The organism is Thermoplasmata archaeon (assembly GCA_035622275.1).
Classification (GTDB): Archaea; Thermoplasmatota; Thermoplasmata; order Lutacidiplasmatales; family UBA184; genus Lutacidiplasma.
Genome location: DASPVQ010000021.1, coordinates 14,287 through 35,856, shown reverse-complemented (window position 1 = coordinate 35,856; position 21,570 = coordinate 14,287). Strand labels below are relative to the sequence as shown.

Here is a 21,570-nt window from a genome sequence, read left to right as displayed (position 1 = left end):
CCGACGACCCAGTCACCGGGACGCACCCGCTGGCCGCCGACCACCACCTCGACGCCGATCTCGCCGTGGCCTTTCGGCTCGCCGGCGTTCGGGCTGACGTGGCGGCTGAACAGCGGGAACCCGAGGTCGAGGATCGCGTCGACATCGCGCGCCGCGCCGTCGATGACCACCCCCGCGACGCCCCGGCCGTGGGCGCTCCAGCTGGCGAGCTCGCCCCAGATCGCTGTCGTGCCTCCCCCGGCGTCGACCACGATCACATCGCCGGCGCCGGCGCGGTCGATCGCCTCGACCGGCTTCGCCCAGTCCCCGTCCCGCGTCACGACCGTGACCGCGGGACCCGCCATGCGGACGGAGGGGTCCCTCAGGTGCGCTAGGATCCCGTGCATCGCGCCCTGCCGCTGCAGCGCGTCGGTCACGTTGGGGCTCGAGACCTTGAGGAACGCGGCACGGATCTCGGCGCCGCCGTAGCGGCGGAACAGCTCGGTGGCCTCGGCGGTCCGGGAGTCGATCGCGCGGCGGAGGCGCTGCGTCGCCTCGACGATGTGTGCGCTCTTGGTGATCGCGCCGCCGACGATCAGGATCTGGGCGCCCGCCCGCGTCGCCTCGGCGACCGTCTCGGAGTTGAGGCCCCCCGCGACCGCGACCGGGATCGGGGAGGCGTTGGCGAGCTCGGCGAGGACCGCGAAGGGGGTCTTCGCCTGCATCTGCATGTCGATGCCGACGTGCCAGCAGACGGCGGCGGCGCCCAGCTCGGCCGCGCGACGGGCGCGGGCGATCGGGTCGGCGACGCCGAGCAGGTCGACGACGATCTCGGCGCCGTAGAGCTCGCCACCCCGCACGCCATCGGCGATCGTGTCGTCGTCCGCGGCGCCGAGGATCGTGACGAGGTCCGCGCCGGCCTTGGCCGCGATCTCGACCTCGAAGGCGCCCGTGTCCATCACCTTCATGTCGGCGACGATGCGGCGGTCGGGGAACGCCTTCTTGAGCTCCCGCACCGCGTCGAGCCCCTCGCTCTTGATCAGTGGCGTGCCCGCCTCGACCCAGTCGGCGCCGCCCTCCACCGCCTCCTTCGCGGCGACGAGGGCGCGCGACAGGTTCTCGAAGTCGAGCGCGACCTGGAGTACCGGCCGCTCGAGCCGCATGGCGTTCCGAGGAGGCGGGGCGTATTAACGGTCATCCCGGTGCCCCGCCGTGGCTCGGCGCGCCGCCGGTCGGGTGACCCTGTACCACGGCGATGCCCGGCGGCTCGACGGCATCCCGAGCGGTTCGGTCCACCTCGTGGTGACCTCGCCTCCGTATCCGATGATCCCCCAGTGGGACGCGCTGTTCCGGGCGCTGGGGGCCGTGGACTACGCGGGCATGCTCGGAGTGCTCGAGGCGGCCTGGGGCGCGTGCCATCGGGTCCTCGTGCCGGGCGGCCTCCTTTCGATCAACGTCGGCGACGCCCTCCGCTCGCGCCGCGGGGAGTTCCGGCTCTGGCCGAACCATGCGGCGACCCTCCTCGCGGCCGAACGGGCCGGCTTCGTTCCGCTGCCGTACGTGCTCTGGAAGAAGCCGACGAACCGGCCGAACGCGTTCCTCGGCAGCGGCTTCCTGCCGCCCAACGCCTATGTGACGCTCGACTGCGAGTTCGTCCTCCTGTTCCGCAAGGGCCGGCTGCGACGCCTCCCGCCGCACGACGCGGCCCGCGAAGCGAGCCGGTACTCTCGCGCGGAGCGGGACCGCTGGTTCAGCCAGATCTGGTCCGATGTCCGCGGGGCGCGCCAGGGCGGCACCGGCCGGCGTAGCGCCGCCTTCCCGCTCGCGATACCGGAGCGCCTCGTCCGCATGTTCTCGCTTCTCGGGGAGACCGTCCTCGACCCGTTCGCGGGCACCGGGACGACGCTCCTCGCGGCCAGCGCGCTGGGCCGCCAGGCGATCGGCGTCGAGTGGGACCCGGTGGTCTTCGCGGACCTGGCCGAGCGCGGCCGACGGCTCGGCTGGACCGTGGCTAGCCCGTCGGTGGCAGCGGTGGGCGAGCGCGGTGCGCGAGCTCCTCTTCTACGGCGGTCTTGAGGTACTGGAGCGCCGAGGGGCTCAGCCGGTCCATGTGCAGCAGGAGGTAGTGCAGGTAGATCCGCTCGGGCCGGTGGAGCGGCCCACCGGGCCGTGCCGGGTTCCCGGGCGAGGACTCGGTGTGGACCGGATGGTGCGTGAGCGTCTCGGAGTGGTGCTCGTGCTCGGAGCCGTGGTAGGTGCGCCCGAGCGGCCCGATCAGCGGCGGATACAGATGCCCGACCGGATCGTAGGTCGGCTCGGCCTCGCCGGAGCGCCCCGTGCCGTTCGACGAGGAGGCGACCCTGCCCTCGAGGTACGGGTGCACCGGCCGCGCGGGGTCCTGGAGGTCCCCGATCGGCCGTCCGGCGACGTCCTCGACGATCGACTTGAGGCTCCAGCTGGCCTTGCGGCGCGCCGGACCCGCGGCCGTCGCCTCGGCGTCCACGGCGCGACGTGCCGCTCGCGGGTCATAAAGCCCCCGTTCGAGCGGCACCGGGCTCGCCCTCGGCGGGCGAACCGAGGGTCCTCGACAGGAGCTCGAACTCCGGGCTCGAGGCGATCAGCGCGAGCGGCAGGTGCAGCTCTCCGATCCGCCAGAGGGACTCCGCGTAGCCGGCCTCCCTCGGGAGGCGGGCGTGCGGGAGCCACTCGGCCTCCGGTCCCGTCAGCCCGAAGAACGCGCGGGCGGCCTCCGAGACCTCGGGCAGGCGGAGGAAGGCGGTCGCGTACAGGTTCCTCAGGACGCCGCGACCGGCCGGTCGCGCGAGAAAGTCCTCGGGGCTCTGGCTGAGCAGCAGCAGCCCTGCACCGAAGTGCCGGACGTGTCGGACGACCCGATCGAGGAAGTCGGCCGTCGCGCCGTGCCTCAGGAGGAGGTGCGACTCGTCGACGATGAGGAGCTTGGGTCCGGGGCGCTTTCGCAGGCGTCCATACGCCCAGTCCAGGACGTAGGAGAGGTGGAACGCCATGTGCTCGTCGGGCACCCCGCGGAAGCCGACCGAGACGAGCGGATCGTCGGGGTCGACGTTCGTGGGGCCGTCCACCGAACGCAGCGAGCCGCTCCGGAACGGCTCCAGCAGCGAGCCGAGGCGGGGCGGGACCGTCGGGCCCCGGCTCACCTCGTCCGTAAGGTCATGGAAGGTGGGCTCGGGCCCCCCACGCTCGAACAGCCGGCTGGTCGCGGCGTCGAGGCTCGCACCCTCCTCGTCGGTGAGGCTCGGGAACGCGGCGCGCAGCATCGCGCCGACCCGGGAGGCCTTCTCGGCCCGGTCGCCGCCGGTCGTCGCCGGGTCGAGCGGGTTGAGGCGGGCTCCGCCCGCGCCGAGCTCGATCGGGGTCCCGCCGAGGGCGCGGACGAGGCCCGCGAACTCTCCCAGCGGATCGAGCACGATGACCTCGAGGCCCGGCCGCAGCCAGCGCGATCGCAGGAGGTACAGGCCGGCGGCGAACGTCTTGCCCGATCCGGTCGTGCCAAACAGTCCCCACGACTGGCTCGCGTGCTGCCACCGGTCGAGGAAGACCGGGCTCGCGTCCGCGAGCGCGAGGCCAACGAGGATGCCGTGGGGCTCCACGATGCTCTCGTCGCTGAAGGGGAACAGCGCCGCGAGCCCGTCCGTCGGCAGCATCTGCCAGTAGCCCGACGGCCGCGGGACGGATTCGCCCGGCGCCGCTGGCGCCAGTGCTCGGGCCACCTCATACCGGGGGATCCGAACCCGAAAGCCGAGCGCGCCGAGACGCTCGGAGAGACGGGAGCGCACCGCCTCGACCCGCGGCCGCGCATCGGCGATCGCCGTGAGCCGGACGCCGACCTTCCACAGCTCCTGCGTACGACGCGCCACGAGGCGGCCGAGCTCCTCGGCGCTCGACCGCTCGACCTCGAGCTCCGAGGCGTCGGTCCCGCCGCCGGCGACGAGCTCGGCGTTCGCGACCGAGCGGGCGCCGTGCAGGAGATCGAGCGCCTGACGCGCCGGGATCCGATGGGCCTCGATCGACAGCTCGATCGGTTCGTGCGTGGGGAGGACCCGGCCGAGGAAACCGAAGGCGACCTCGGGCGGGAACTGGAGGAGGAGCAGCGGCGCGCGGAAGCGGCGCCCGACTCGCGCCCACGTCGCGGACTCGGTGCGCGTGGGTCCCGGACGGTCCGCCCTCACGCGAGCCTCCCGGCCGGCTCGACCGCCGGGGCGCGTCGGTCGGCCCGCACCAGCGGTACGAGGGAGAGCCCGAGTGCGAGTCCCCGCGCCGTCGACCAAGGATCGGGGAGCAGAAGGAACGACAGGCCGCCCGCCAGCCCGCTCGCCCAGCCGACGACCACGGCGGCCGAAGGGCGTGGCCAGGGGGCCCGCGCCGTTCGACCTCGGCGCGCGGCATAGCCGGCCGCAGCGAGGGCGGCGAGCGCCGCTGCCAGCGAGTTGAGGAACGGCAGGGCCAGCGCGAGGCCGCCGGCCACGATCGCGAAGGTCACCGCGACCGGGAACGTGTCGAGATCGGTCATCGTCCACGGCCGGGGCCGGGCCCTCAGCGGGGCACGGTCGCTCAACGCCACCCTCCGGCGTCCGTCGCATCTTCGAGCGCCCGCCCGCGGAGCCGGCTGGCGGGGACTCCGGCCTCGGCGAGCCGATCGATCAGGGAGCTCGTCTTCGTCTCGAGCTCGGCGATCCCGTCCGCGCCGGGGCGCCCCGCCGCGACCCAGACGTCGACCCGGCGGGTCTGCCGACGGCGGCAGATGAGCCGCACGAGTTCCGCGTAGCTGTCCTCGGCCGGACGGTCCGCCCGATCGGTCGGGACCGGCGCCGGACGGACCGGTTCCGCCCGCATCGGCGCGAGCGACGCGCGCAGGACGAGCGGGCCGTCCAGCGAGCGGAGGAGCTCACGGAACCGTTCGAAGCGTCGGGCGAGTTCGCTGGGCGGCAGGTAGGCGGTCGGCGTGCCCCTCGCGCGCACGACGGCCGCATAGCGGCCGGGGCCGAACGTCACGAGACCGAGGCGGGCCGGGATCGACGGGGCGCGGACCTTCACGGAGGCCCCCGCGTGTCGGTCGGCGAGCCCGAACCGCAGGAGCGCGACGGCCCGCCGGTCAAGGCCTTCCCCGTCCACCCGCACGACGGCGAGGGCGAAGCCGCCGGCGACCGTCGCCAGCCCGACCAGGGGAGACGTGATCGTCGCCAGCACGGCGCCGGTCGCGCCGAAGGCAAGGAACGTGAGCGCCTCGCGCGCGGAGGGGAACGGGCCGAGCCGCAGGCGTCGATCGAGGCGTTCGGGCAGCACCACCGTCGGCGGGCCCTCCCCGGCGACGGCCATCTCATCCCGAACCTCCGTCTCGGATCGGCGGCCAGCGCCCCGGCCCGTCCGCGGAGGAGGCGGGACGGACGGCGTGGCGGACCAGGTGGAGGCCGCCGTGACCGACCAGCTGGGCAAACGCGATCGGCGCCGCGGCCGGCGCGCTCGCCGTGCCGGCGGCCCGGGCGATGCCTCCGGCGATCGGTGCGATGGGGCCCAGCGAACGCCCGGCGCTCGCCGTCGGCGCGACGTACCCCGAGATGCCGGAGCTCGCGCTCGCGAGACCGCGCTGTGCGCCGACCCCGACGAGGCCCGAGCTGCCGGGCATTCCGAAGGCCGAGAGGTGGGTGCCGGCGACGCCGATGAGGTACGGCGAGCCGAGGGCCGCCGCCAGGTAACCGACCAGCAGAACCGAGGACGGGCTCCCGACCGCGAGCTCGAGGGGCACGATCAGCACGCACGGCAGGAACACGAGCTCGGCGAACAGCAGCCAGGCGCGTCGGGCCAGTGGCGCGAGCAGGCCGAACGGCCAGAGCAGGGTGAAGATCGGAAGCAGGACCAGGAGAACCGCGAGCACGGCGTCGCGCACGCCGATGGCGATCGTGAGACCGAAGACGAGAAAGAACTCGACGATAGCGGTCACGAACGCGAGCGCTCCGTTGTCCCAGGAGTAGGCGAGCTCGCCGTAGCCGGCGAGGTTCTCCCAGTGCTGCCAGGCGCCCCCATCCCATCCGGCGAGGACGGGGTAGAGACTGCCGCCCAGGCTGAGGATCAGGCCGGCGACCGGCAGGGTGAAGTTGGCCGCGACGACCGCGATCACGAGGCGTGGCAACAGGCCATCGACCGTCGGGCCCACCCGCGCGACGACCGATCGGAACAGGTACAGGACCGCGATGCCCACCGCGATCAGCGCGATCGACGGATCGACGATCGCGCCCACGGTGAACGTCGAGAAACGCGCGGCGGCTCCCAGATAGTTGGCCGGCGCCACCGCCACGAGAGTGATGGAAGGATAGAGCGCGCCCGGGGCCAGCTCGGGAACGAGGAGGTTGTCGTACGTCGGACCGATGACCGCGGCGACCAGGGCCGTGAGGCCTGCGAACAGGAAGAACAGGATCGCCTGGATGATGCTCGAGAGGCTGAGCGCCCACACGGAGCTCTTCCCCTAGGCCCCGGTCAGCACCCAGTGGGCGAGCGCCCAGATGAGACCGGACAGGGCGCCGACGAACAGCAGCGTACCGATGACCGCGTCCCGGGCGCGCTCCTTCGCTTGCACCTTCTTCGTCACGTCATGCGAGAACCAGCTCAGCGCGACCCGGGCCCAGACGAGAGCGAGCACACCGCTTCCCGCGGCCCCCACCAGCTCCACCAGGCGGTTGATCACGGCGGAAAAGTTCGCGACCGCCGATGCGTTCTGGGTGGCGACCTCCCGCGTCGTCGGCTCGCTTGCCCGGACCGGGCCCGCGGCGGCCGCGGCGCCGGTGACGAGCAGCAGGAGCCCCACGACGGCCGCCCCGCAGCGAAGGGCTGTCCCGTATCGGGGCGGCGGTCCAGCTACCCGCGTGCCTCGCGTTCCCATGAGAGCACCTCCGTTCCGTCCGCATCGGTCTCGGATCGGATCGTCCCGCCGGCCACGAGTTGGTCGATCGTAGCGCGGACGGTCTCGAGCGGGATCCCCGCCTCCTCCGCCAGGAGCTCGACGGTCGCGCGGTCCGCCCCGTCCGAGGGGGAGATGATCGCCCGGAGCGTCGGGATAGGCTCAACGGGCGCCGGTGCCGGGGACCGAGCCCGTCGCCGGAGCCGGAGGGCCACTAGGCCGACCCCGGCGCCGACCACGGCCGTGATCGAGAGTCCCGCCGCGAGCGCCGACGTAGAGGTCGCCGACGGGACCAGACCCGGCGCCGCGGATGCGAGTTCGACGGACCCGTTCCCGCTCGCCGTCGCTCCGAGCGCGTCCGTCACCGTCCAGCTCAGGTTGAGCGTTCCGCTCACCGAGCTGGCCAGATTCCAGCGGAACGGCCCGTCGAACGCCTCGGTGCGGTTCCAGTGCTGGCCGCCCGGGGCCGCGATCGTCACCGAAAAGGGAGCCAGACCCCCGACGATCGAACCGTCGATCGAGAACGACCCCGCCGAGCTGGCGGAATCCGTGCCGATCGAGGCGGACGCCCGGAGCGGTTCGAGCGCCTCGACGGTCCGCTGGACCTCGAGCAGCGTGCCGGCCGCGTCCCCCACGAGGACGGTCAGGGTGACCTCGCCCTCGATCATGCATCGGACGGACCAAGCGATCGTGCCGGTGGCCGTGAGGACGCCCGAGTCGACGGAGGCATTGCCGACGGCGAGGCCCGTCGCGACGAGCCAGACGAACGGCGGGGCGCCTCCGGTGATGGCGGCGCCGACCGCGAGCTGCACGCCTCCGGCGCCCACGCTCGCGTTGAACACGGTCGTGGACGCGTTCAGCGGAGTGTCGACCGGGAACGCCCACGTCTCGATCCCCGTCGTGACGCCGACGCTGTCCACGCCCCAGGCATCGATGGCGAGGCCGCCCGCACGGGAAGGGTCGACGGGCAGGACGGCGGAACCATCGCTGGGAACCGCGACGACTCCCACCGCGGCCGAACCGACGACCGTCCAGTAGAGCGAGAACGGGGGCACGCCGCCGGTGAGGTTCACCGGAACGGGGCAGGCCTCGCCGACCTCCGACGGCTCGAGCGCCGGCCCGAGCGATAAGGTCGGATCCGCTCGCACGCTGACGTTGAGGATCGCAGCGACCGGGTGCGCGGGACGCAGCGGCGTGACCAGCGCGCGAATGCTGCCGATCCCCGGCGCATCGAACGTGCACGCGGTCGGCAGCCCGTGGGATGCGTTCCCCGCGGAGCTCGCGTCCGGCGCGCACGTGGCGTTCGCCGCGAAGACCGCTGGGGGGCTCTGGATCGTGAGGTTCCACGGCAGCGGTCGGCCGACGTCGGTGGCGAGCCACTCTGGGGTGATCGCGATCGCGAGATCGGAGCTGACGACCAGCGCCTCCGCGACGGCGGCGGTCGCCACGCTGCCCTCGGCGTCGAGGATTCGGAGCGCGGGCGTGAACGAGCCGCAAGGGTAGGCGTGCGGGATCGCGAACGGGCCGGCGCCGGTCAGGAGGACGGAGGCGTTGCTCCCGTCCCCCCATTGGACCTGGGCCGTATACGGGGGAGTTCCGCCCGCCAGGACGCCGCGGAGCTCCGCGATGGATCCGGGCTCCTCGGGATTCGGCCCGACGGACAGGTTGCCGATGGTGACCGGATCCTCCACGCTGACGTTAGCGGCGGCGCTCGAGACTCGAGCGGAGATCGCCGCGCCGCAGTCGAGGAGCGCGGCGGAGCGGACCGAGATGCGCGCGAGCCCGGACCCTTGATCCGAGGCCGTGAAGTTCGTGGAGGGCGCCGAGGCCGGCGATACCGTTCCGAGCGCCGCCGTCCCCGGGACCGACCAATCGAACCACTCCGGTTGGACCGAGCAGCCGGGCGGGACGGACGTCCAGTACGCCGCGAGCACCACGCTCTCGTCGGCGAGCAACCACCAGGTCCCCGGCGTCACGGAGAGCACCGGGGTGGCGGCCGCGCCGGGGGCGCTCGGCGCCGCGGGGCGATCGGGCGACGCGCCGTGAGCGGAAGGGTTGGCGACGATCGCCAGCAGAGCCGTTCCGAGCAGTAGCGTGGTCCACGCTCGCGACCGCCCGCCCGCGCGCCGTCGCACCCACTTCCCCCCTTGCGGGCGGGAGCGACGGGGTCCGACTATTTTCGGGCGGTCGGATCACCGGAGGGTGGAAGCTGCCGCCGGCATCCCGACCCACAGGGCGCTGTGCTCTCGAGAGAACGGAGCGAGCGCAACCTCCCCCCGAACGGGAAGGCCGGCCCGGGTGAGCTCCTCGCGGGCCGCGCGGACGATCGCCGCGGCCGATCGCCGCTGGGTCACCGATCGGATCTTGAGCATCAGCACGCCGACACCGCCCGGCGCCAGCAGGGTTCGCGCGTTCTCGACGAAGATCGCCGCCTGCGCCCGCTGGGCCACATCCTGATAGAGGAGCTCGACCGGCCCGACGTCCGCGGCGTAGCGCTCGGGCAGCTGCGCGTCCCCGAGGATCGGGTACAGGTTCGCCCGGCGGCGGGCGAGGGCGAGCAGCGGGGCGAACGAGGTGACGCTCTTCTCGACGAGGAAGATCGCCGCCTGTGGCCAGAGATCGGAGAGGTGGCTCGCGGTCGTGCCGTGGGCGGCGCCGAGGTAGAGCACGGTGCGCACCGAGCGCGGGAGCTCGATCGGACCCCCCCGCAGGAGGAGGGCGGCCAGCTTGGAGCGGAACGGATCCCACGCACGGTACTCGAGGTCGCCTCGGGTCACGAGCCGCTCGCCGTATACCCGCTCGCCCGGCGTGGCATTGACCGTGAACAGCTCGCGCCCCTCGCGGAAGACGCCGGGCCACGCGGTCGCGTCCATCGGCCGTGTCCTAGCGGACCGCGACGAAGCACTCGACCTCGACGGCCGCGTTCTTCGGGAGCCCGGCGACTCCGATGGTGGCGCGCGCGGGGCGTCCGTGCTCTCCGAAGACCTCGACGAGAAGATCCGTCGCGCCGTTGGCGACCTCGTGGGCGCGATCGAACCCCGGGGAGATCGCGACGTAGACGGCCACGCGCAGGATCCGCTCGATCCGGTCGAGGGAACCGAGGTGGGCGGCGAGCGCGCTCAGCGCCTGGAGCGTCGCGCGGCGGGCGAGGTTCCGCGCGACCTCCGGGCTCACCTCGGAGTCGACCCGCCCGGGCTGGAGCACCAGGCCGGCCTCGGTCGCGATCTGGCCCGAGACCCAGGCGAAGTGGCCCTGGAGGACGACGGGCGCGTACGATCCGACGGGCGCCGGCGGCGCCGGTAGCTCGATGCCGAGCGCGCGGAGCCGCTCGGAGGGGGTCGGGGCCATGCGGGCGGTAGCGCGTCCGGGAAAAAACGGTGTGCGTGGCCGGTTCCGACACCCCTAAGGACCCGAGGCGTTTCGCGGCGCGGATGTCGTTCTTCCGCCGGCGGCGTCGCGAGCCGGAGGAGCCGGAGAAGCCGGCGAAGGCGGCGCCGGCCTCGTCCGGGCCGCCCGCCGCGCGCCCGGCCCCGACGGCATCGCCTCCCGCTGCCGCCGGGGCCCCGGCCGCACCGACCGCCGAGCCGAGCCCGGCGACCCCGGCCCCGGCACGAACCCCTCCTCCCCTCCCGGACCGCGCGCCGCGGCCGGTCGGGCCCGCTCCCATCGTGCCGCCGCCCCTCACCCGGTGCTTCGTCTGCGGCACGCCGCTCGAGGCCGGCTACTGCTCGACGTGCCGCATGACCTGGGCCGACTGAGCGCGAACCCGAGCTCCGCGAAGGGGTAGCGTTTTATCCCGGCCGGCTCCCGGTCGGCGGTTCCCATGGAATCCTCCCTTCCCGAGCCGGCGGGCTTCGGTGCGCTCGAGCACGAGGTCGTCGACCACCTGTTCCGGCTGCAGCCGTCGTACGCGGTCATGCTCGGCCTGCATGAGTACGACGGGCAGCTGCCCGACCTCTCGGTCCCCGCGACCGACGCCTGGTCGACGGCGGCCGACCGCCTGCTCGCCCGCCTGAGGGCGATCGACGACCGCGCGTTCGCGAACGGCCGGGCCATCGACCGGTTCCTCCTCGAGCTGCTCCTCGAGAGCCCGCTCTTCGACCTGAGGGAAGGGCGCGACTACGATCGCAACCCGATGAGCTACCTCGGCAGCGCCTCGCTGACCTCGTACCTCGTCCGCGACTACGCCCCCGCGGCGCACCGGATCGACGCGATCGTGCGGACGCTCGACGGGGTCCCCGGCCTCCTCGCCACGGCGCGGCGCCGCCTCGTCCTTCCGCTCCCGAAGCCGTTCGTGGACCTCTCGCTCGCGATGGGCTCGGGCCTGCCGACCCACTTCGGCGAGGCCGAGGCGTTCGCCGCGGCGAGCGGGCTCGGCGGGAAGGTCGCGGAGGCCCGGGCGCCGGCGGAGGCCGCGGTCCGCGAGTTCCTCTCCTGGCTCAAGAACGACTGCCTGCCCCGGGCGACGCCCGACTTCGCGCTGGGCGCGGCACGCTACCAGCGCCTCCTGTTCGTCCGGGAGGGGATCCGATCGTCGATCGACGAGCTCGAGCGGGCCGGCCGCGCGGACCTCGCCCGCAACCAGGCCCGCCTCGCGACGATCGCGCAGGAGGACCGCGCGACGATCCCCGAGCTGCTCGAGCGCCTCAGCCACGACCATCCGGCGGCGACCGAGATCCTGCCGGTCGCGCGCGAGTTCGTCGAGGAGACCCGGCGCTTCGTGGTCGACCGGGACCTCGCGACGATCCCGGAACCGTCGCGATGCCGGGTCGAAGAGACACCGATCTGGAGCCGCGCGTTGTCGACGGCGAGCATGAACCCGCCGGGGCCGTTCGACACCGGGCCGACCGACGGCATCTACTACGTCACGCCGGTCGACGCGAACTGGTCGGCGACGCAGCAGGAGGAGTGGCTGCGCTCGCTGAACCGCTCGCTGCTGCGCAACATCACCGTGCACGAGGTGTACCCGGGGCACTACCTGCAGTTCCTCCACCTGCGCGAGCGGCCGGGTTCGCTCGCCCGCAAGGTCTACCTGTCGCCGTCGTTCTGCGAGGGATGGGCACACTACGCCGAGCAGCTCGCGATCGAGCAGGGCCTCGGCCGGGAGAGCCACGCCGCGGAGGTCGCCCAGATCCACGACGCCCTGCTGCGCGACTGCCGTCTGCTCGCCTCGATCGGCCTCCACACGAAGGGGATGACGCTCGAGGAGGCGACCCGCCTGTTCGTCGACGAGGCGCACTTCGAGCGCCTGCCCGCCGAGCGCGAGGCGATCCGGGGCACGTTCAACCCCGAGTACTTCTGCTACACGCTCGGGAAGCTCGCGATTCTATCGGCGCGCCAGCGCTACCTCGGCCCCCGCTTCGCCGGCAGCCTGCGGCGGTTCCACGACGCGCTGCTCGGCTTCGGCTGCCCGCCGATCGGCCTGTTCGATCGCCTGCTCGGCTCGATCTCGGGCTAGCCCGGCGTCGGCCCGACCCGGTGCGTGATCGGTATGCCCTCGCGCACCGCGCCCGAGACGGTGCAGTAGTCGGCAAAGACCTCCACGGCGTGCTCGAAGCGCTCCCGGTCCTCGGGCGAGAGGGGCGCGGTCGCGATCTCGACCTCGAGCGCGCGGACCCGCAGTCGCCCCCGGTCGTTGCGACCGATTGTGGCGCGCACGGTCGTGCGCATCGGCGCCACCGCCACGTGGGCGCGCTCCAGCGTGCTCGCGAGCGTCGAGCTCATGCAGTGGCCGACGGCCATCGCGAGCGAGCGCACGGGGCTCGGCCCGTGGTCGCGGCCGGTCGGCGGGCTCTCGTCGACCGTGAGGCCGGGGTAAGGCGCCCCCGGGAAGCGCACCATGAACTCGAAGCGTTCCACCTGGTCGAGCGCGGCGTCGGGCGGCGGGGCGGCCATGCCGTCCCAGGCCGGGCGGCTACAAGAGGGTGCATCGCGAGCGCGCCCGCCAGCGCGATGAACCCGTTGCGACTGGCCCTCGCCATGGCGGGACCGTTCGACGGGAAGATCGCGATCGTGGCCGGCGTCGGCCCCGGGGTCGGCACGGCCGTGGCCTGCCTGCTCGCCCACGGCGGCGCCACGGTCGTCGCCGTCGCGCGCTCGGCGACGGCGCTCGATCCGCTCGCCATCCACGCGCGCGCGCGCGGCTGGTCGCTCGAGACCCGGAGCCTCGACTCGAGCGACGTGGGTTCGGTGGACGCGCTCGTCCGTTCGGTCGTCGACGAGCACCAGCGCCTCGACGCCCTCGCGCTCAACGTCGGCCGCTGGGTGCCGGGCGAGGGACTATTGCACCGCATGTCGAAGGAGGAGTGGGACGGCGCGGTGGACGGCAACCTGGCGGCGATCTACGCCGTCGGCCACGCCGCCCTCCCGAGTATGGTCGCGCAGCGGAGCGGGAGCGTCGTGCTCGTCGCGGCCGCGCCGGCCGTGCGCCTCGCCGGCAGCGCCGCCTACGCCGCGGCGAAGGCCGGGGTGGTCGAGCTCGCGTTCAAGCTCGGCCACGACTACCGCGCCCTCGGCGTCCGGGTCAACGCCGTCCTCCCCGGCTCGATGGGCCACGACCTCGGCTCGCTGGATCCCCCCGCGGCCTCCGGTCCGATCCCGCTCGCCGACACGACCCGGACGAGCCCGTGGGAGGTCGCGCGCGCGATCGCCTTCCTGCTCTCGGACGAGAGCCGCTGGATCACCGGCACGACGGTGACGATCGACGGCGGGGAGTCGACCGGCGGCGCTCCGCCGGGCTAGCGCCCCTCCACCGCGCGCGGCGCCCGCGGCCGGCCCTCGCCACCGGGCGGCGTCGGCGTGGCGATCGTGGTCGCGTAGGCGAACGCGACGAACGCGCCGAGGACCGCGCCGAACGCCGCCTCCGCGGCGCCCAGCCCGACCGCCTCCGAGGCGAACGCGACGCCGACCGTCGGCACCGCGAGCGCGAGGTAGCCGACGAGGTAGAACATCGAGAGGATCTCGCCGCGCCCCGCCTCCGGGGAGACGCGATCGATCAGGGTGACGCTGCCCATGTACGCGCAGCCGACGCCGGTGCCGAGGAGCGCCGCGGCCGCGAGGAGGAGCGGCAGCGAAGCGACGAGGAGGGCCGCGGCGAACAGGGCGAGCGCGACGAGCAGGAGCGGAAAGCCGAGCAGCAGGGCCCGGCGGTCGCGGACCTCGGCGAGGGCGAGCTGGGCGAGGGCGGCGAGCGCGAACATCGTCGCGACGACGAGCCCGATCGTCGCGGGGCCGCCGACTCCGAGCTCGGTCCTCAGGAACGTCGGCGCGAGCGCGGCGAAGAAGCCGTAGATCGCGTAGCAGGTGGCGAGCCCGATCGCGGCGATCCCGAAGGAGCGGGCGAGCGCGGCCGGCACGCGGGGCCGCCGGGCGTGGAAGATGCCGCGCGGGCTCGGCGCGTGGACCGTCTCGGGCACGGTGGCGATCGCGACCGCCCCGAGGGCGCTCAGCGCGATCAGGAGGACGAAGATGAGCCGCGTCGGGTCCGGCGCGTAGGCGACGAGCAACCCGCTGACGGCGACGCCGGAGGCGACGCCGCCGAAGTTCGCGGCGACCGCGACGCGCGCGACGTGGTGCTGGTCGCCGTCCGGGATCAGGCTCGCCATCGCCGCGGTCGCCGTGCTCGTCGTCGCGCCGACGCACAGGCCCGAGACGATCCGCGCGGCCGCGAGCGCGAGGACGCCGCCGGCGAACGCGAAGAGGAGGCCGCTGAGCGCGCTCAGCACCATGCCGAGGAACAGGACCGGGCGGCGGCCGACGCGGTCCGAGGTCGGCGCGACGAGGAGCATCGTCGCCACGACCCCGAGCGTGTACGCCCCGAAGACGAGGCCGAGGACGCCCGAGCCGAAGCCGAAGCGCGACTCGTACAGGGCGTAGACGGGGGTCGGGGCGCCGGCGCCGAAGGCGGTGACCGCGAGGGCGAAGGCGACCCGGCGGAACGGCCCACGCGACCCAGGGCCGGGCCTCCCCGAGGCGGTCACGTCCGCGGTCCGGGGACGAGGGAGGGCATCGCTACGGGATCGTCACCGACCGCCACTCCTTCGCAAGCGGCGGCCAGGCGAGGTCCATCGCCTCGAGGGCGCCAACGAGGAGGCCCGAGACCGCCCAGTCGCGGAACCACTTCGCGTTCGCCGGGATCACGTGCCAGGGCGCCCAACGGGTGTGGGTGCGTTCGAGCATCGCCTCGTAGGCGCGCTGGTACTCCGGCCAGCGCCGGCGCGTCGGCAGGTCCGCCGCGGTGAACTTCCAGTGCTTGGTCGGGTCCCTCAGGCGCTCGAGCAGCCGGCGCTTCTGCTCGGCCTGGCCGATGTGCAGGAAGCACTTGAGGACGGTCGTGCCCTCGAGGACGAGCGCGCGCTCGAACTCGTTGATCGCGCGGTAGCGGTGCCGCAGCGCCCGACGCGGGAGCGTCCCCTCGGCCCGCGGCACGATCACGTCCTCGTAGTGGCTGCGGTTGAAGATCGCGATCTCCCCGCGTGCCGGCGTGTGGGGGTGCACGCGCCAGAGGAAGTCGTGCGCCGCCTCCTCGGCGGTGGGGACGCGGAAGTGCACGACCCGCACCCCCTGCGGGTTGACGCCCTCGAAGACGTGGCGGATCGTGCCGTCCTTCCCGCCCGCGTCGATCGCCTCGAGGACGAGGAGCAGCGCGCGACGGTGGTCGGCGTACAGGAGCTCCTGCAGGTGCTCGAGGCGGTGCGTCAGACGCTCGCTCTCGGCGTGCGCCCGCCGTCGCGACCCGCCGATGGCGGCGGTGTCGTCCGGGTCGAGGCGATCGAGTCGGACCCGGCGGCCCCGGGGGAGCTCGAACGGCCTCATCGCAACCTGCGGGCCGCGGCGGCGAGCGCCCCGGGCGACCACCCGGTCCGCTCGGTGGTTCGCTCGCTCCGAGCCGGCATGGAGGGCCCGGCCTAGCCCGTCGCGGGAGGGCCGAGGACTCTCGCGCGCAGCGCCTCGACGATCTCCTCGGCGTCGTTCGGCATCGGCACCCGACGGTAGTCGATGCCGTTCGCCTCGGCGAACGCGCGGACGACGACGTCGAGGTCGTACAGCACCTCGAGGTGGTCGAAGACGAACCCGAACGAAGCGACGAGCGGGCGGGCGACGCCGCGCGTCTTCCACTCGAGCATCACCTCGGTGATGTCCGGGCCGAGCCACGGCTCGGTGGTATTGCCGGCGCTCTGGAACGTGAACGACCAGCGATCGAGCCCGGCCGCCCGGGCGATCGCGGAGGAGGTCTCGGCGAGGATCTCGGGGTACGGGTCCCCCCGCTCGCGCATCCGCTCTGGAAGGCTGTGGGCGGAGAGCAGGACGGCGCGCCCGGGATCGCGCTCGAGCTCGCTGCGGATCGCGCGCCGCCAGTAGCCGATCCAGCTCGGGTCGAGGTGCCAGTCGAGCCGAACGTCGACCTCGATCTCCCCGCCCGCGGCGCGGACCCCTTCGGCCACGCCGTCCTGGTACGGCTCGCTGATCCAGGTCGACGCGTAGGGGGAGAGCGGGACGGCGAGGAGATGGCGCAGCCCGTCCCGGGCCGCCGCCGGTATCACGTCGCGCAGCGCGGGCTTCCCGTGCTTGACGCCGAGGAGCACGGGGTAGCCGGGGCCGCCGTCGGCGAGCCGCCGCTCGAGCTTCTCGCGCAGCGAGCCGAGGATCCGGCGCTGCGGGGAGCCGCCGATGAGCTCGTAGCGCCGCACATACTCGGCCACCATCGTCGGCGACGGCGCCTTCCCGTGGAGCACCTCGGTCAGGTAGGCGGGCAGGTCGCCCGCCCCGTCGGGGCTGCCGTAGCCCATCAGGAGCACGGCGGTGTCGTCCGCGGCCGCCCGGCTCATCGCCGCCCCCGCGCCCCGCCGCTGGTGTGCACGAACTCCACGAGCTCCTCGACCCGGGCCGGGTCGGTCGCGGGGAGCACGCCGTGGCCCAAATTGAAGACGTGGGCCCGACCGTCCGGCACCTCGGCGAGCACCCGGCGGGCCTCCCGCAGCATCCGCTCGCGGGGGCCGAGGAGGGCCCCGGGATCGAGGTTCCCCTGCAGCGCCATCCCCGCGCCGACGCGCGCGCGCACGCGCGAGAGGGGCTCGCGCCAGTCGACGCCGAGCGCGTCGGCACCGGTGCGGGCGAGGAGCTCGGTGAGGTGGCTCGAGCCGGTCGAGAAGTAGATCGTCGGGCGGCCGAGGCCGCGGAGCTCGGCGAAGATCGTCCGCAGGGGCTCGAGGAGGTGGCGCTCGAACGCGTCCGGGGAGAGGACGCCGACCCAGGTGTCGAAGATCTGGAGCGCGGCGGCCCCGCTCGCGGCCTGCAGCCGGAGGTAGTCGACCGTCATCGCCGTCAGCCGCGCGATCAGGCGGTCGAACACCCCGGGCTCGGCGTAGAGGAGCCGCTTGGTCTCGACGTACTCGCGCGACGGGCCCCCCTCGATGAGGTAGGAGGCGAGCGTGAACGGAGCTCCGGCGAAGCCGATGATCGGTCGCTCCGCCTCGAGCTCGAGGAACCGCTCGATCGCCTGGCCGACGAAGGGGACGGAGGCGCGCGCGTCGAACTCGGTGAGCGCCTCCACGTCAGCCCGCGATCGGACCGGCCGGGCGACGACGGGGCCGGCACCGGGGTCGATCGAGAACGGCACCCCGAGACCGAGGAACGGCAGCGAGATGTCGGCGAAGACGACCCCCGCGTCGACATCGTAGCGCCGCAGCGGCTCGACGCTCACCTCGGCCGCGAGCGCGGGCGTGCGCGCGATCTCGAGGATCGAGTGCGCGGCGCGGAGCGCGCGGTAGCCGGGCAGGTGCCGACCGGCCTGGCGCATCAGCCAGATCGGGGTCGTGTCGGTCTCCTCGCCGCGGAGCGCCCGCACGAGCCGATCGCGCCTCATCGTCGGCCCCCGCGCGCGGCCCGGAAGCCCGCGCGCAGCGCCCGCTCGGCCCGGGCGAGGTCGGCGGGCCCGATCGCCGCGGAGACGAACGTCGTCTCGAGCGGCGAGGGCGGCAGGTAGACCCCGCGGGCGAGCGCGGCGTGGAAGAAGCGGGCGTAGCGGCCGCGGTCGGAGCGACGGGCGTCTCGCTCGTTGCCGATCGGACCCGGCGCGAAGAACAGGCCGAGCATGGAGCCGGCGCGCGTCAGGGTGAACGGCGCGACGCCCTCCCCCTGCGCGAGCCGTCGCACGCGCTCGCCCAGATCCTCGCTCGTCCGCTCCAGGTGCCGGTAGACGTGCGGGGTCAGGGCGTGCAGCATCGCCGTCCCGGCGGCCATCGCGAGCGGGTGGCCCGCGAGCGTCCCGGCCTGGTAGACCGGCCCGAGCGGCGCGACGGTCTCCATCACGCGGCGGCGACCGCCGTAGAGCCCGATGGGGAGGCCGCCGCCGACGACCTTGCCGAGGGTCACGAGGTCCGCCGAGAGGCCGAAGGACTCGTGCACCGTGCCGCGGCGCAGCCGGAAGCCGGTGATGACCTCGTCGGCGATCACCAGCGCGCCCGCGCGACGGGCGAGCCGGCCGATCGCCTCGAGGAACCCGGGCCGCGGGGGCACGAGCCCCATGTTGGCCGCGATCGGCTCGACGACGACCGCCGCGATCGACGGGCCGTGGCGTTCGAATAGCTCGGCGAGCGCGTCCACGTCGTTGTAGTCGCTGACGAGGGTCTGCGCCGCCACGGCGCGCGGCACGCCGGCGGAGTCGGGCAGCGCGTGGGTCGCCACGCCCGAGCCGGCCCGGGCGAGGAGCCCGTCGGAGTGGCCGTGGTAGCCGCCCGCGAACTTCACGATGCGCGCCCGGCCGGTGTAGCCGCGGGCGGCGCGGACCGCGCTCATCACGGCCTCGGTGCCCGAGCTGACGAAGCGCAGGCGCTCGAGCGACGGGGCCGCTCGCCGGATCGCTTCCGCGAGCTCGTGCTCGCGCGGCGACGGGGCCCCGAAGGTGAGCGCCTCGCGGGCGGCCCGTCGTACGGCGGCGACGATCGTCGGGGGCGCCGGGCCGAGGAGGTTCGCGCCCCAGGAGCCGACGAGGTCGAGGTACCGACGGCCGTCGACGTCGCAGAGATACGCGCCGCGCCCGCGCACGAAGAACACGGGGCTGCCCCCCACCGCGCGGAACGAGCGGACCGGGCTATCGACGCCGCCGACGAGCACCCGGGAGGCCCGGCGGAACATCGCGCGCGATCGCGGCCCGGGGGCCGCCCTCACGGGAGGCCGTCCGCGAGATCGACCATCCGCCGGGCGGAGGTGCGCACGCAGGTGAAGATCGGCGTCTCGAGCGCGGTGTACCGGCTCGCCTCGGTGGGGCGCAGCGCCTGGACGAGGTCGAGGAACTCGGCGGGAGAGTCCGCCTCGAAGGCGAGGATGAACTCCATGTCGTCGAGGCCGAAGGAGTAGCCGGTGTGGATCGCCACCTTCGGGAATCGGTGACCGATGCGGAAGTGCTCGCCCATGATCCGCTGGCGCTCGGCGAACGGCAGGCCGTACCACGCCCGCTGCTTGACGAACGGGTAGACGAACAGGTAGGGCCGGTCGAGCGGCCGGCGGCGGGCCTCCGCGCCCTCGCCGCCGTGGGCGTGGGCGCCCAGGTACTCGGAGCGGCGGCCCATCCCGAGGTAGGAGTGGCTCGTCTCGAGGTAGCCGCCGAGCGGGCCGCCGTGGAGGCGCGCGTGGAGCTCCTGGATCGGCTCGAGCGAGTCGGCGATCGACCAGACCAGCATCTCGGTGCCCGCCTTGAGCCCCGTGAGCGAGTAGGTGCGCACCGTGACCCCCTCGGGCGGCGCCTCGAGGACCTCGACGAACCGTGCCTTCCCGTCCTCGCGCTCGGCGGCCGGCCGTCGCCGCCACTCCGGGCGCAGGTGGAAGAACGTGTACTTCACGACATCGCGCGGGCCCTCGGTCTCCGCCGTCGCGGCCGCCTCGGCCGCGCTCATCGTCCCTCCCGCGCCCAGCGCGCCAGGTCCCGGGCGAAGTAGGAGACGATCAGGTCGGCGCCGGCCCGGCGGAGCGCCCCCAGCGTCTCCTCGACCGCGGCCCGCTCGTCGACGATGCCGCGGGCCGCCGCCGCCTTGATCATGGCGTACTCGCCGCTCACCTGGTAGGCCACGAGCGGCAGGAGGAAGCGCGACCGCGCTCGGACCAGCAGATCGAGGCTCGTGAGCGCGGGCTTCACCATCAGCAGGTCCGCGCCCTCGGCCACGTCCCGATCCATCGCGCGGAGCGCCTCGCGGCCGTTACGGTGGTCGAGCTGGTAGCCACGACGGTCGCCGAACGCCGGCGTGGAATCCTCGGCCTCGCGGAAGGGACCGTAGAAGGCCGAGGCGTGCTTCGACGAGTAGGCGAGGATCGCCGTGTCCTCGCACCCGCCCGAGTCCAGGGCGCCTCGGATCCGCGCGACCTGGCCGTCCATCATCGCGCTCGGCGCGACCACGTCGGCCCCCGCGCGCGCGTGGGCGAGCGCCACGCGAGCGAGGCGCTCGGTCGTCGCATCGTTGAGCACGGAACCGTCCCGTACGACGCCGCAGTGGCCGTGGTCGGTGTAGGCGCACAGGCAGACGTCGGTCGCGAGGACGAGCCCGGGCGCGGCGGCCCGGAGCGCGCGGAGCGCCTTGGGCACCAGCCCGTCGGGCGCCCACGCCTCCCGGCCTTCGGCGTCCTTGTGCCGGGCCACGCCGAAGAGGAGCACGGCACGGACCCCCTCCTCCTCGAGGGACCGCGCGAGGGCTTCGAGGTCGCCGACGGCGTAGCGTTCGATCCCGGGCATCGCCGGTATCGCCTCGGGGCCGGCGCGGCCGGGACGGACGAACACGGGCAAGATCAGGTGCCGGGGCGCGAGATCGGTCTCGGCGACCCACGCGCGCAGGGCGGCGGTTCGGCGCAGTCGCCGGAGGCGGCGAATCGACGTGGCCGCGGGAATCGCCCGGCGAGCGGCCGGTCTACGCGTCGGCATGCCCGAGCTCCCGGAGCAGATGGCGGGTAAATCGGTGCGCCGCGGTGCTCGGGGCGACCGAGACGCGGCGAAAGCCCAGGCGCCGGGCGGCGCGCGCCGAGCGCGCTCCCAGAACGACCAACCCCGTCGCCCGAGCGAGCCGGGAGAACCGGCGCGCGCCGAGCCGCTCGCGCAGGCTGGCGAGCCCCGAGGGGCTCGAGACGACGATCAGGGCGGCCGACTCGAGCGTCTGGCGTTCGCGCGGGCGGAGCGCGCGCGGCGACCGAACGCGGTAGACGATCGGCGCGATGACCCGATGGCCGCCGCGCCGGAGCGAGCGTCCGAGATCGCCGCCCGCCCGGTCGGAGCGAAAGTAGACGAGGCGTCGTGGAGGCGACCGCCCCAGCGCGGCGGCGAGCGCGACCGACCCGATCCGGCGCGGGCGGCGCACGCGCCGGATCCCGAGGCGTCGCAGCGCGCCCGCCGTGCCGGGCCCGACCGCCCAGAACTCGACCCCCCGCGCGCGCGGCCCGACGGCGGCCCTCCAGGGCCCGACGCCGTGGTCCACCGCCGCACGGCTCGACACGATCACGGCATCGGGCACCGGGCCGCGCGTGAGCCGCGGCAGCCAGCGTGCGGGATCGACCCCGGCCCGGTCGATGGAGGCGAGCCGGGCCACGAGGACGCCGGCGCGACGCAGCGATCGATCGACACCCGCCAGCGTCCCCGGCGCGGCGTAGACCACCACCGACGCCCGACGGGCCGCTGGCAT

Annotated in this window: 23 protein-coding genes; 4 read left to right on the top strand and 19 right to left on the bottom strand. The window is 74.3% G+C overall.

The genetic code is table 11. The annotated features are described in order from the left end of the window. On the bottom strand, positions 1–1,142 hold a 1,142-nt coding region (hxlA, locus tag VEL82_06825; GenBank protein HXW67569.1), incomplete at its 3' end, for a 3-hexulose-6-phosphate synthase. A gap of 49 nt (positions 1,143–1,191) precedes the next feature. On the opposite strand from hxlA, the gene VEL82_06820 reads away from it, so the two are divergent. Beyond that, entirely contained in the window at positions 1,192–2,055 is an 864-nt protein-coding gene (locus VEL82_06820; protein ID HXW67568.1) for a site-specific DNA-methyltransferase, read from the top strand. Here VEL82_06820 and VEL82_06815 read toward each other — a convergent pair. The 9 genes from VEL82_06815 to VEL82_06775 all read right to left on the bottom strand — a co-directional run bounded on the left by VEL82_06815 (position 1,991) and on the right by VEL82_06775 (position 10,258). Further along, the gene (locus tag VEL82_06815) at positions 1,991–2,482 is read right to left on the bottom strand and encodes a hypothetical protein (GenBank protein ID HXW67567.1); all 492 of its coding nucleotides are present in this window, start codon (positions 2,480–2,482) and stop codon (positions 1,991–1,993) included. The two genes, VEL82_06820 and VEL82_06815, sit on opposite strands and share 65 nt — an antisense overlap. A 22-nt stretch (positions 2,483–2,504) precedes the next feature. Beyond that, complete coding sequence (locus tag VEL82_06810; GenBank protein HXW67566.1) at positions 2,505–4,187, bottom strand: DUF87 domain-containing protein; 1,683 nt, start codon at positions 4,185–4,187, stop codon at positions 2,505–2,507. Then, positions 4,184–4,573, bottom strand: a complete 390-nt coding sequence (locus tag VEL82_06805) for a hypothetical protein (GenBank protein HXW67565.1) — start codon at positions 4,571–4,573, stop codon at positions 4,184–4,186. Before VEL82_06805 ends, VEL82_06810 begins: the two co-directional genes overlap by 4 nt. After that, positions 4,570–5,334, bottom strand: a complete 765-nt coding sequence (locus VEL82_06800) for a hypothetical protein (protein HXW67564.1) — start codon at positions 5,332–5,334, stop codon at positions 4,570–4,572. The genes VEL82_06805 and VEL82_06800 overlap by 4 nt, the downstream gene beginning before the upstream one ends. A 1-nt stretch (position 5,335) precedes the next feature. Next, positions 5,336–6,466, bottom strand: coding sequence for a hypothetical protein (locus VEL82_06795; GenBank protein HXW67563.1), 1,131 nt, complete (start codon positions 6,464–6,466; stop codon positions 5,336–5,338). Positions 6,467–6,478: 12 nt separating this feature from the next. Further along, positions 6,479–6,817, bottom strand: coding sequence for a hypothetical protein (locus VEL82_06790; GenBank protein ID HXW67562.1), 339 nt, complete (start codon positions 6,815–6,817; stop codon positions 6,479–6,481). Positions 6,818–6,867: 50 nt separating this feature from the next. Next, on the bottom strand, positions 6,868–8,886 hold the full coding sequence (locus tag VEL82_06785; protein ID HXW67561.1) for a hypothetical protein: 2,019 nt from the start codon (positions 8,884–8,886) through the stop codon (positions 6,868–6,870). A gap of 216 nt (positions 8,887–9,102) precedes the next feature. Beyond that, positions 9,103–9,783, bottom strand: a complete 681-nt coding sequence (locus tag VEL82_06780) for a fibrillarin-like rRNA/tRNA 2'-O-methyltransferase (protein ID HXW67560.1) — start codon at positions 9,781–9,783, stop codon at positions 9,103–9,105. Between the two features lie 10 nt (positions 9,784–9,793). Beyond that, positions 9,794–10,258, bottom strand: coding sequence for a RidA family protein (locus tag VEL82_06775; GenBank protein ID HXW67559.1), 465 nt, complete (start codon positions 10,256–10,258; stop codon positions 9,794–9,796). Positions 10,259–10,341: 83 nt separating this feature from the next. Here VEL82_06775 and VEL82_06770 point away from each other — a divergent pair, with 83 nt between their 5' ends. Together VEL82_06770 and VEL82_06765 are read left to right on the top strand one after the other, a co-directional pair. After that, positions 10,342–10,668, top strand: a complete 327-nt coding sequence (locus VEL82_06770; GenBank protein HXW67558.1) for a hypothetical protein — start codon at positions 10,342–10,344, stop codon at positions 10,666–10,668. Between the two features lie 65 nt (positions 10,669–10,733). Continuing rightward, positions 10,734–12,368 (top strand): DUF885 domain-containing protein, encoded by a 1,635-nt coding sequence (locus VEL82_06765; protein HXW67557.1) that lies wholly within the window; start codon positions 10,734–10,736, stop codon positions 12,366–12,368. Here VEL82_06765 and VEL82_06760 read toward each other — a convergent pair. Then, positions 12,365–12,805: an OsmC family protein gene (locus VEL82_06760; GenBank protein ID HXW67556.1), complete on the bottom strand. Its 441-nt coding sequence runs from the start codon at positions 12,803–12,805 to the stop codon at positions 12,365–12,367. The two genes, VEL82_06765 and VEL82_06760, sit on opposite strands and share 4 nt — an antisense overlap. A 57-nt stretch (positions 12,806–12,862) precedes the next feature. On the opposite strand from VEL82_06760, the gene VEL82_06755 reads away from it, so the two are divergent. Beyond that, the gene (locus tag VEL82_06755) at positions 12,863–13,651 is read left to right on the top strand and encodes an SDR family oxidoreductase (protein HXW67555.1); all 789 of its coding nucleotides are present in this window, start codon (positions 12,863–12,865) and stop codon (positions 13,649–13,651) included. On the opposite strand, the gene VEL82_06750 is transcribed toward VEL82_06755, so the two are convergent. The 8 genes from VEL82_06750 to VEL82_06715 form a co-directional block, all read right to left on the bottom strand. Then, positions 13,648–14,889, bottom strand: coding sequence for an MFS transporter (locus VEL82_06750; protein ID HXW67554.1), 1,242 nt, complete (start codon positions 14,887–14,889; stop codon positions 13,648–13,650). The two genes, VEL82_06755 and VEL82_06750, sit on opposite strands and share 4 nt — an antisense overlap. Positions 14,890–14,920: 31 nt before the next feature. After that, complete coding sequence (locus VEL82_06745) at positions 14,921–15,724, bottom strand: PPK2 family polyphosphate kinase (GenBank protein HXW67553.1); 804 nt, start codon at positions 15,722–15,724, stop codon at positions 14,921–14,923. A gap of 92 nt (positions 15,725–15,816) precedes the next feature. Beyond that, the gene (gene hemH, locus VEL82_06740; GenBank protein HXW67552.1) at positions 15,817–16,737 is read right to left on the bottom strand and encodes a ferrochelatase; all 921 of its coding nucleotides are present in this window, start codon (positions 16,735–16,737) and stop codon (positions 15,817–15,819) included. Next, positions 16,734–17,774, bottom strand: coding sequence for a uroporphyrinogen decarboxylase (gene hemE, locus VEL82_06735; GenBank protein HXW67551.1), 1,041 nt, complete (start codon positions 17,772–17,774; stop codon positions 16,734–16,736). The genes hemH and hemE overlap by 4 nt, the downstream gene beginning before the upstream one ends. After that, the gene (locus VEL82_06730) at positions 17,771–19,078 is read right to left on the bottom strand and encodes a glutamate-1-semialdehyde 2,1-aminomutase (protein HXW67550.1); all 1,308 of its coding nucleotides are present in this window, start codon (positions 19,076–19,078) and stop codon (positions 17,771–17,773) included. The genes hemE and VEL82_06730 overlap by 4 nt, the downstream gene beginning before the upstream one ends. Further along, complete coding sequence (locus tag VEL82_06725) at positions 19,075–19,803, bottom strand: chlorite dismutase family protein (protein ID HXW67549.1); 729 nt, start codon at positions 19,801–19,803, stop codon at positions 19,075–19,077. The genes VEL82_06730 and VEL82_06725 overlap by 4 nt, the downstream gene beginning before the upstream one ends. Then, positions 19,800–20,819: a porphobilinogen synthase gene (gene hemB, locus VEL82_06720; GenBank protein ID HXW67548.1), complete on the bottom strand. Its 1,020-nt coding sequence runs from the start codon at positions 20,817–20,819 to the stop codon at positions 19,800–19,802. Before hemB ends, VEL82_06725 begins: the two co-directional genes overlap by 4 nt. Continuing rightward, positions 20,806–21,570, bottom strand: a complete 765-nt coding sequence (locus VEL82_06715) for a uroporphyrinogen-III synthase (GenBank protein HXW67547.1) — start codon at positions 21,568–21,570, stop codon at positions 20,806–20,808. Before VEL82_06715 ends, hemB begins: the two co-directional genes overlap by 14 nt.

Excerpts from the sequence above, each read along its gene's own strand:
- VEL82_06800 (HXW67564.1), bottom strand. The coding sequence starts at position 5,334 with ATGGCCGTCGCCGGGGAGGGCCCGCCGACGGTGGTGCTGCCCGAACGC.
- VEL82_06780 (HXW67560.1), bottom strand. The coding sequence starts at position 9,783 with ATGGACGCGACCGCGTGGCCCGGCGTCTTCCGCGAGGGGCGCGAGCTG.
- VEL82_06775 (HXW67559.1), bottom strand. The coding sequence starts at position 10,258 with ATGGCCCCGACCCCCTCCGAGCGGCTCCGCGCGCTCGGCATCGAGCTA.
- VEL82_06770 (HXW67558.1), top strand. The coding sequence starts at position 10,342 with ATGTCGTTCTTCCGCCGGCGGCGTCGCGAGCCGGAGGAGCCGGAGAAG.
- VEL82_06765 (HXW67557.1), top strand. The coding sequence starts at position 10,734 with ATGGAATCCTCCCTTCCCGAGCCGGCGGGCTTCGGTGCGCTCGAGCAC.
- VEL82_06760 (HXW67556.1), bottom strand. The coding sequence starts at position 12,805 with ATGGCCGCCCCGCCGCCCGACGCCGCGCTCGACCAGGTGGAACGCTTC.
- VEL82_06755 (HXW67555.1), top strand. The coding sequence starts at position 12,863 with ATGAACCCGTTGCGACTGGCCCTCGCCATGGCGGGACCGTTCGACGGG.
- VEL82_06745 (HXW67553.1), bottom strand. The coding sequence starts at position 15,724 with ATGAGGCCGTTCGAGCTCCCCCGGGGCCGCCGGGTCCGACTCGATCGC.
- hemH (HXW67552.1), bottom strand. The coding sequence starts at position 16,737 with ATGAGCCGGGCGGCCGCGGACGACACCGCCGTGCTCCTGATGGGCTAC.
- hemE (HXW67551.1), bottom strand. The coding sequence starts at position 17,774 with ATGAGGCGCGATCGGCTCGTGCGGGCGCTCCGCGGCGAGGAGACCGAC.
- VEL82_06725 (HXW67549.1), bottom strand. The coding sequence starts at position 19,803 with ATGAGCGCGGCCGAGGCGGCCGCGACGGCGGAGACCGAGGGCCCGCGC.
- hemB (HXW67548.1), bottom strand. The coding sequence starts at position 20,819 with ATGCCGACGCGTAGACCGGCCGCTCGCCGGGCGATTCCCGCGGCCACG.
- VEL82_06715 (HXW67547.1), bottom strand. The coding sequence starts at position 21,570 with ATGCCAGCGGCCCGTCGGGCGTCGGTGGTGGTCTACGCCGCGCCGGGG.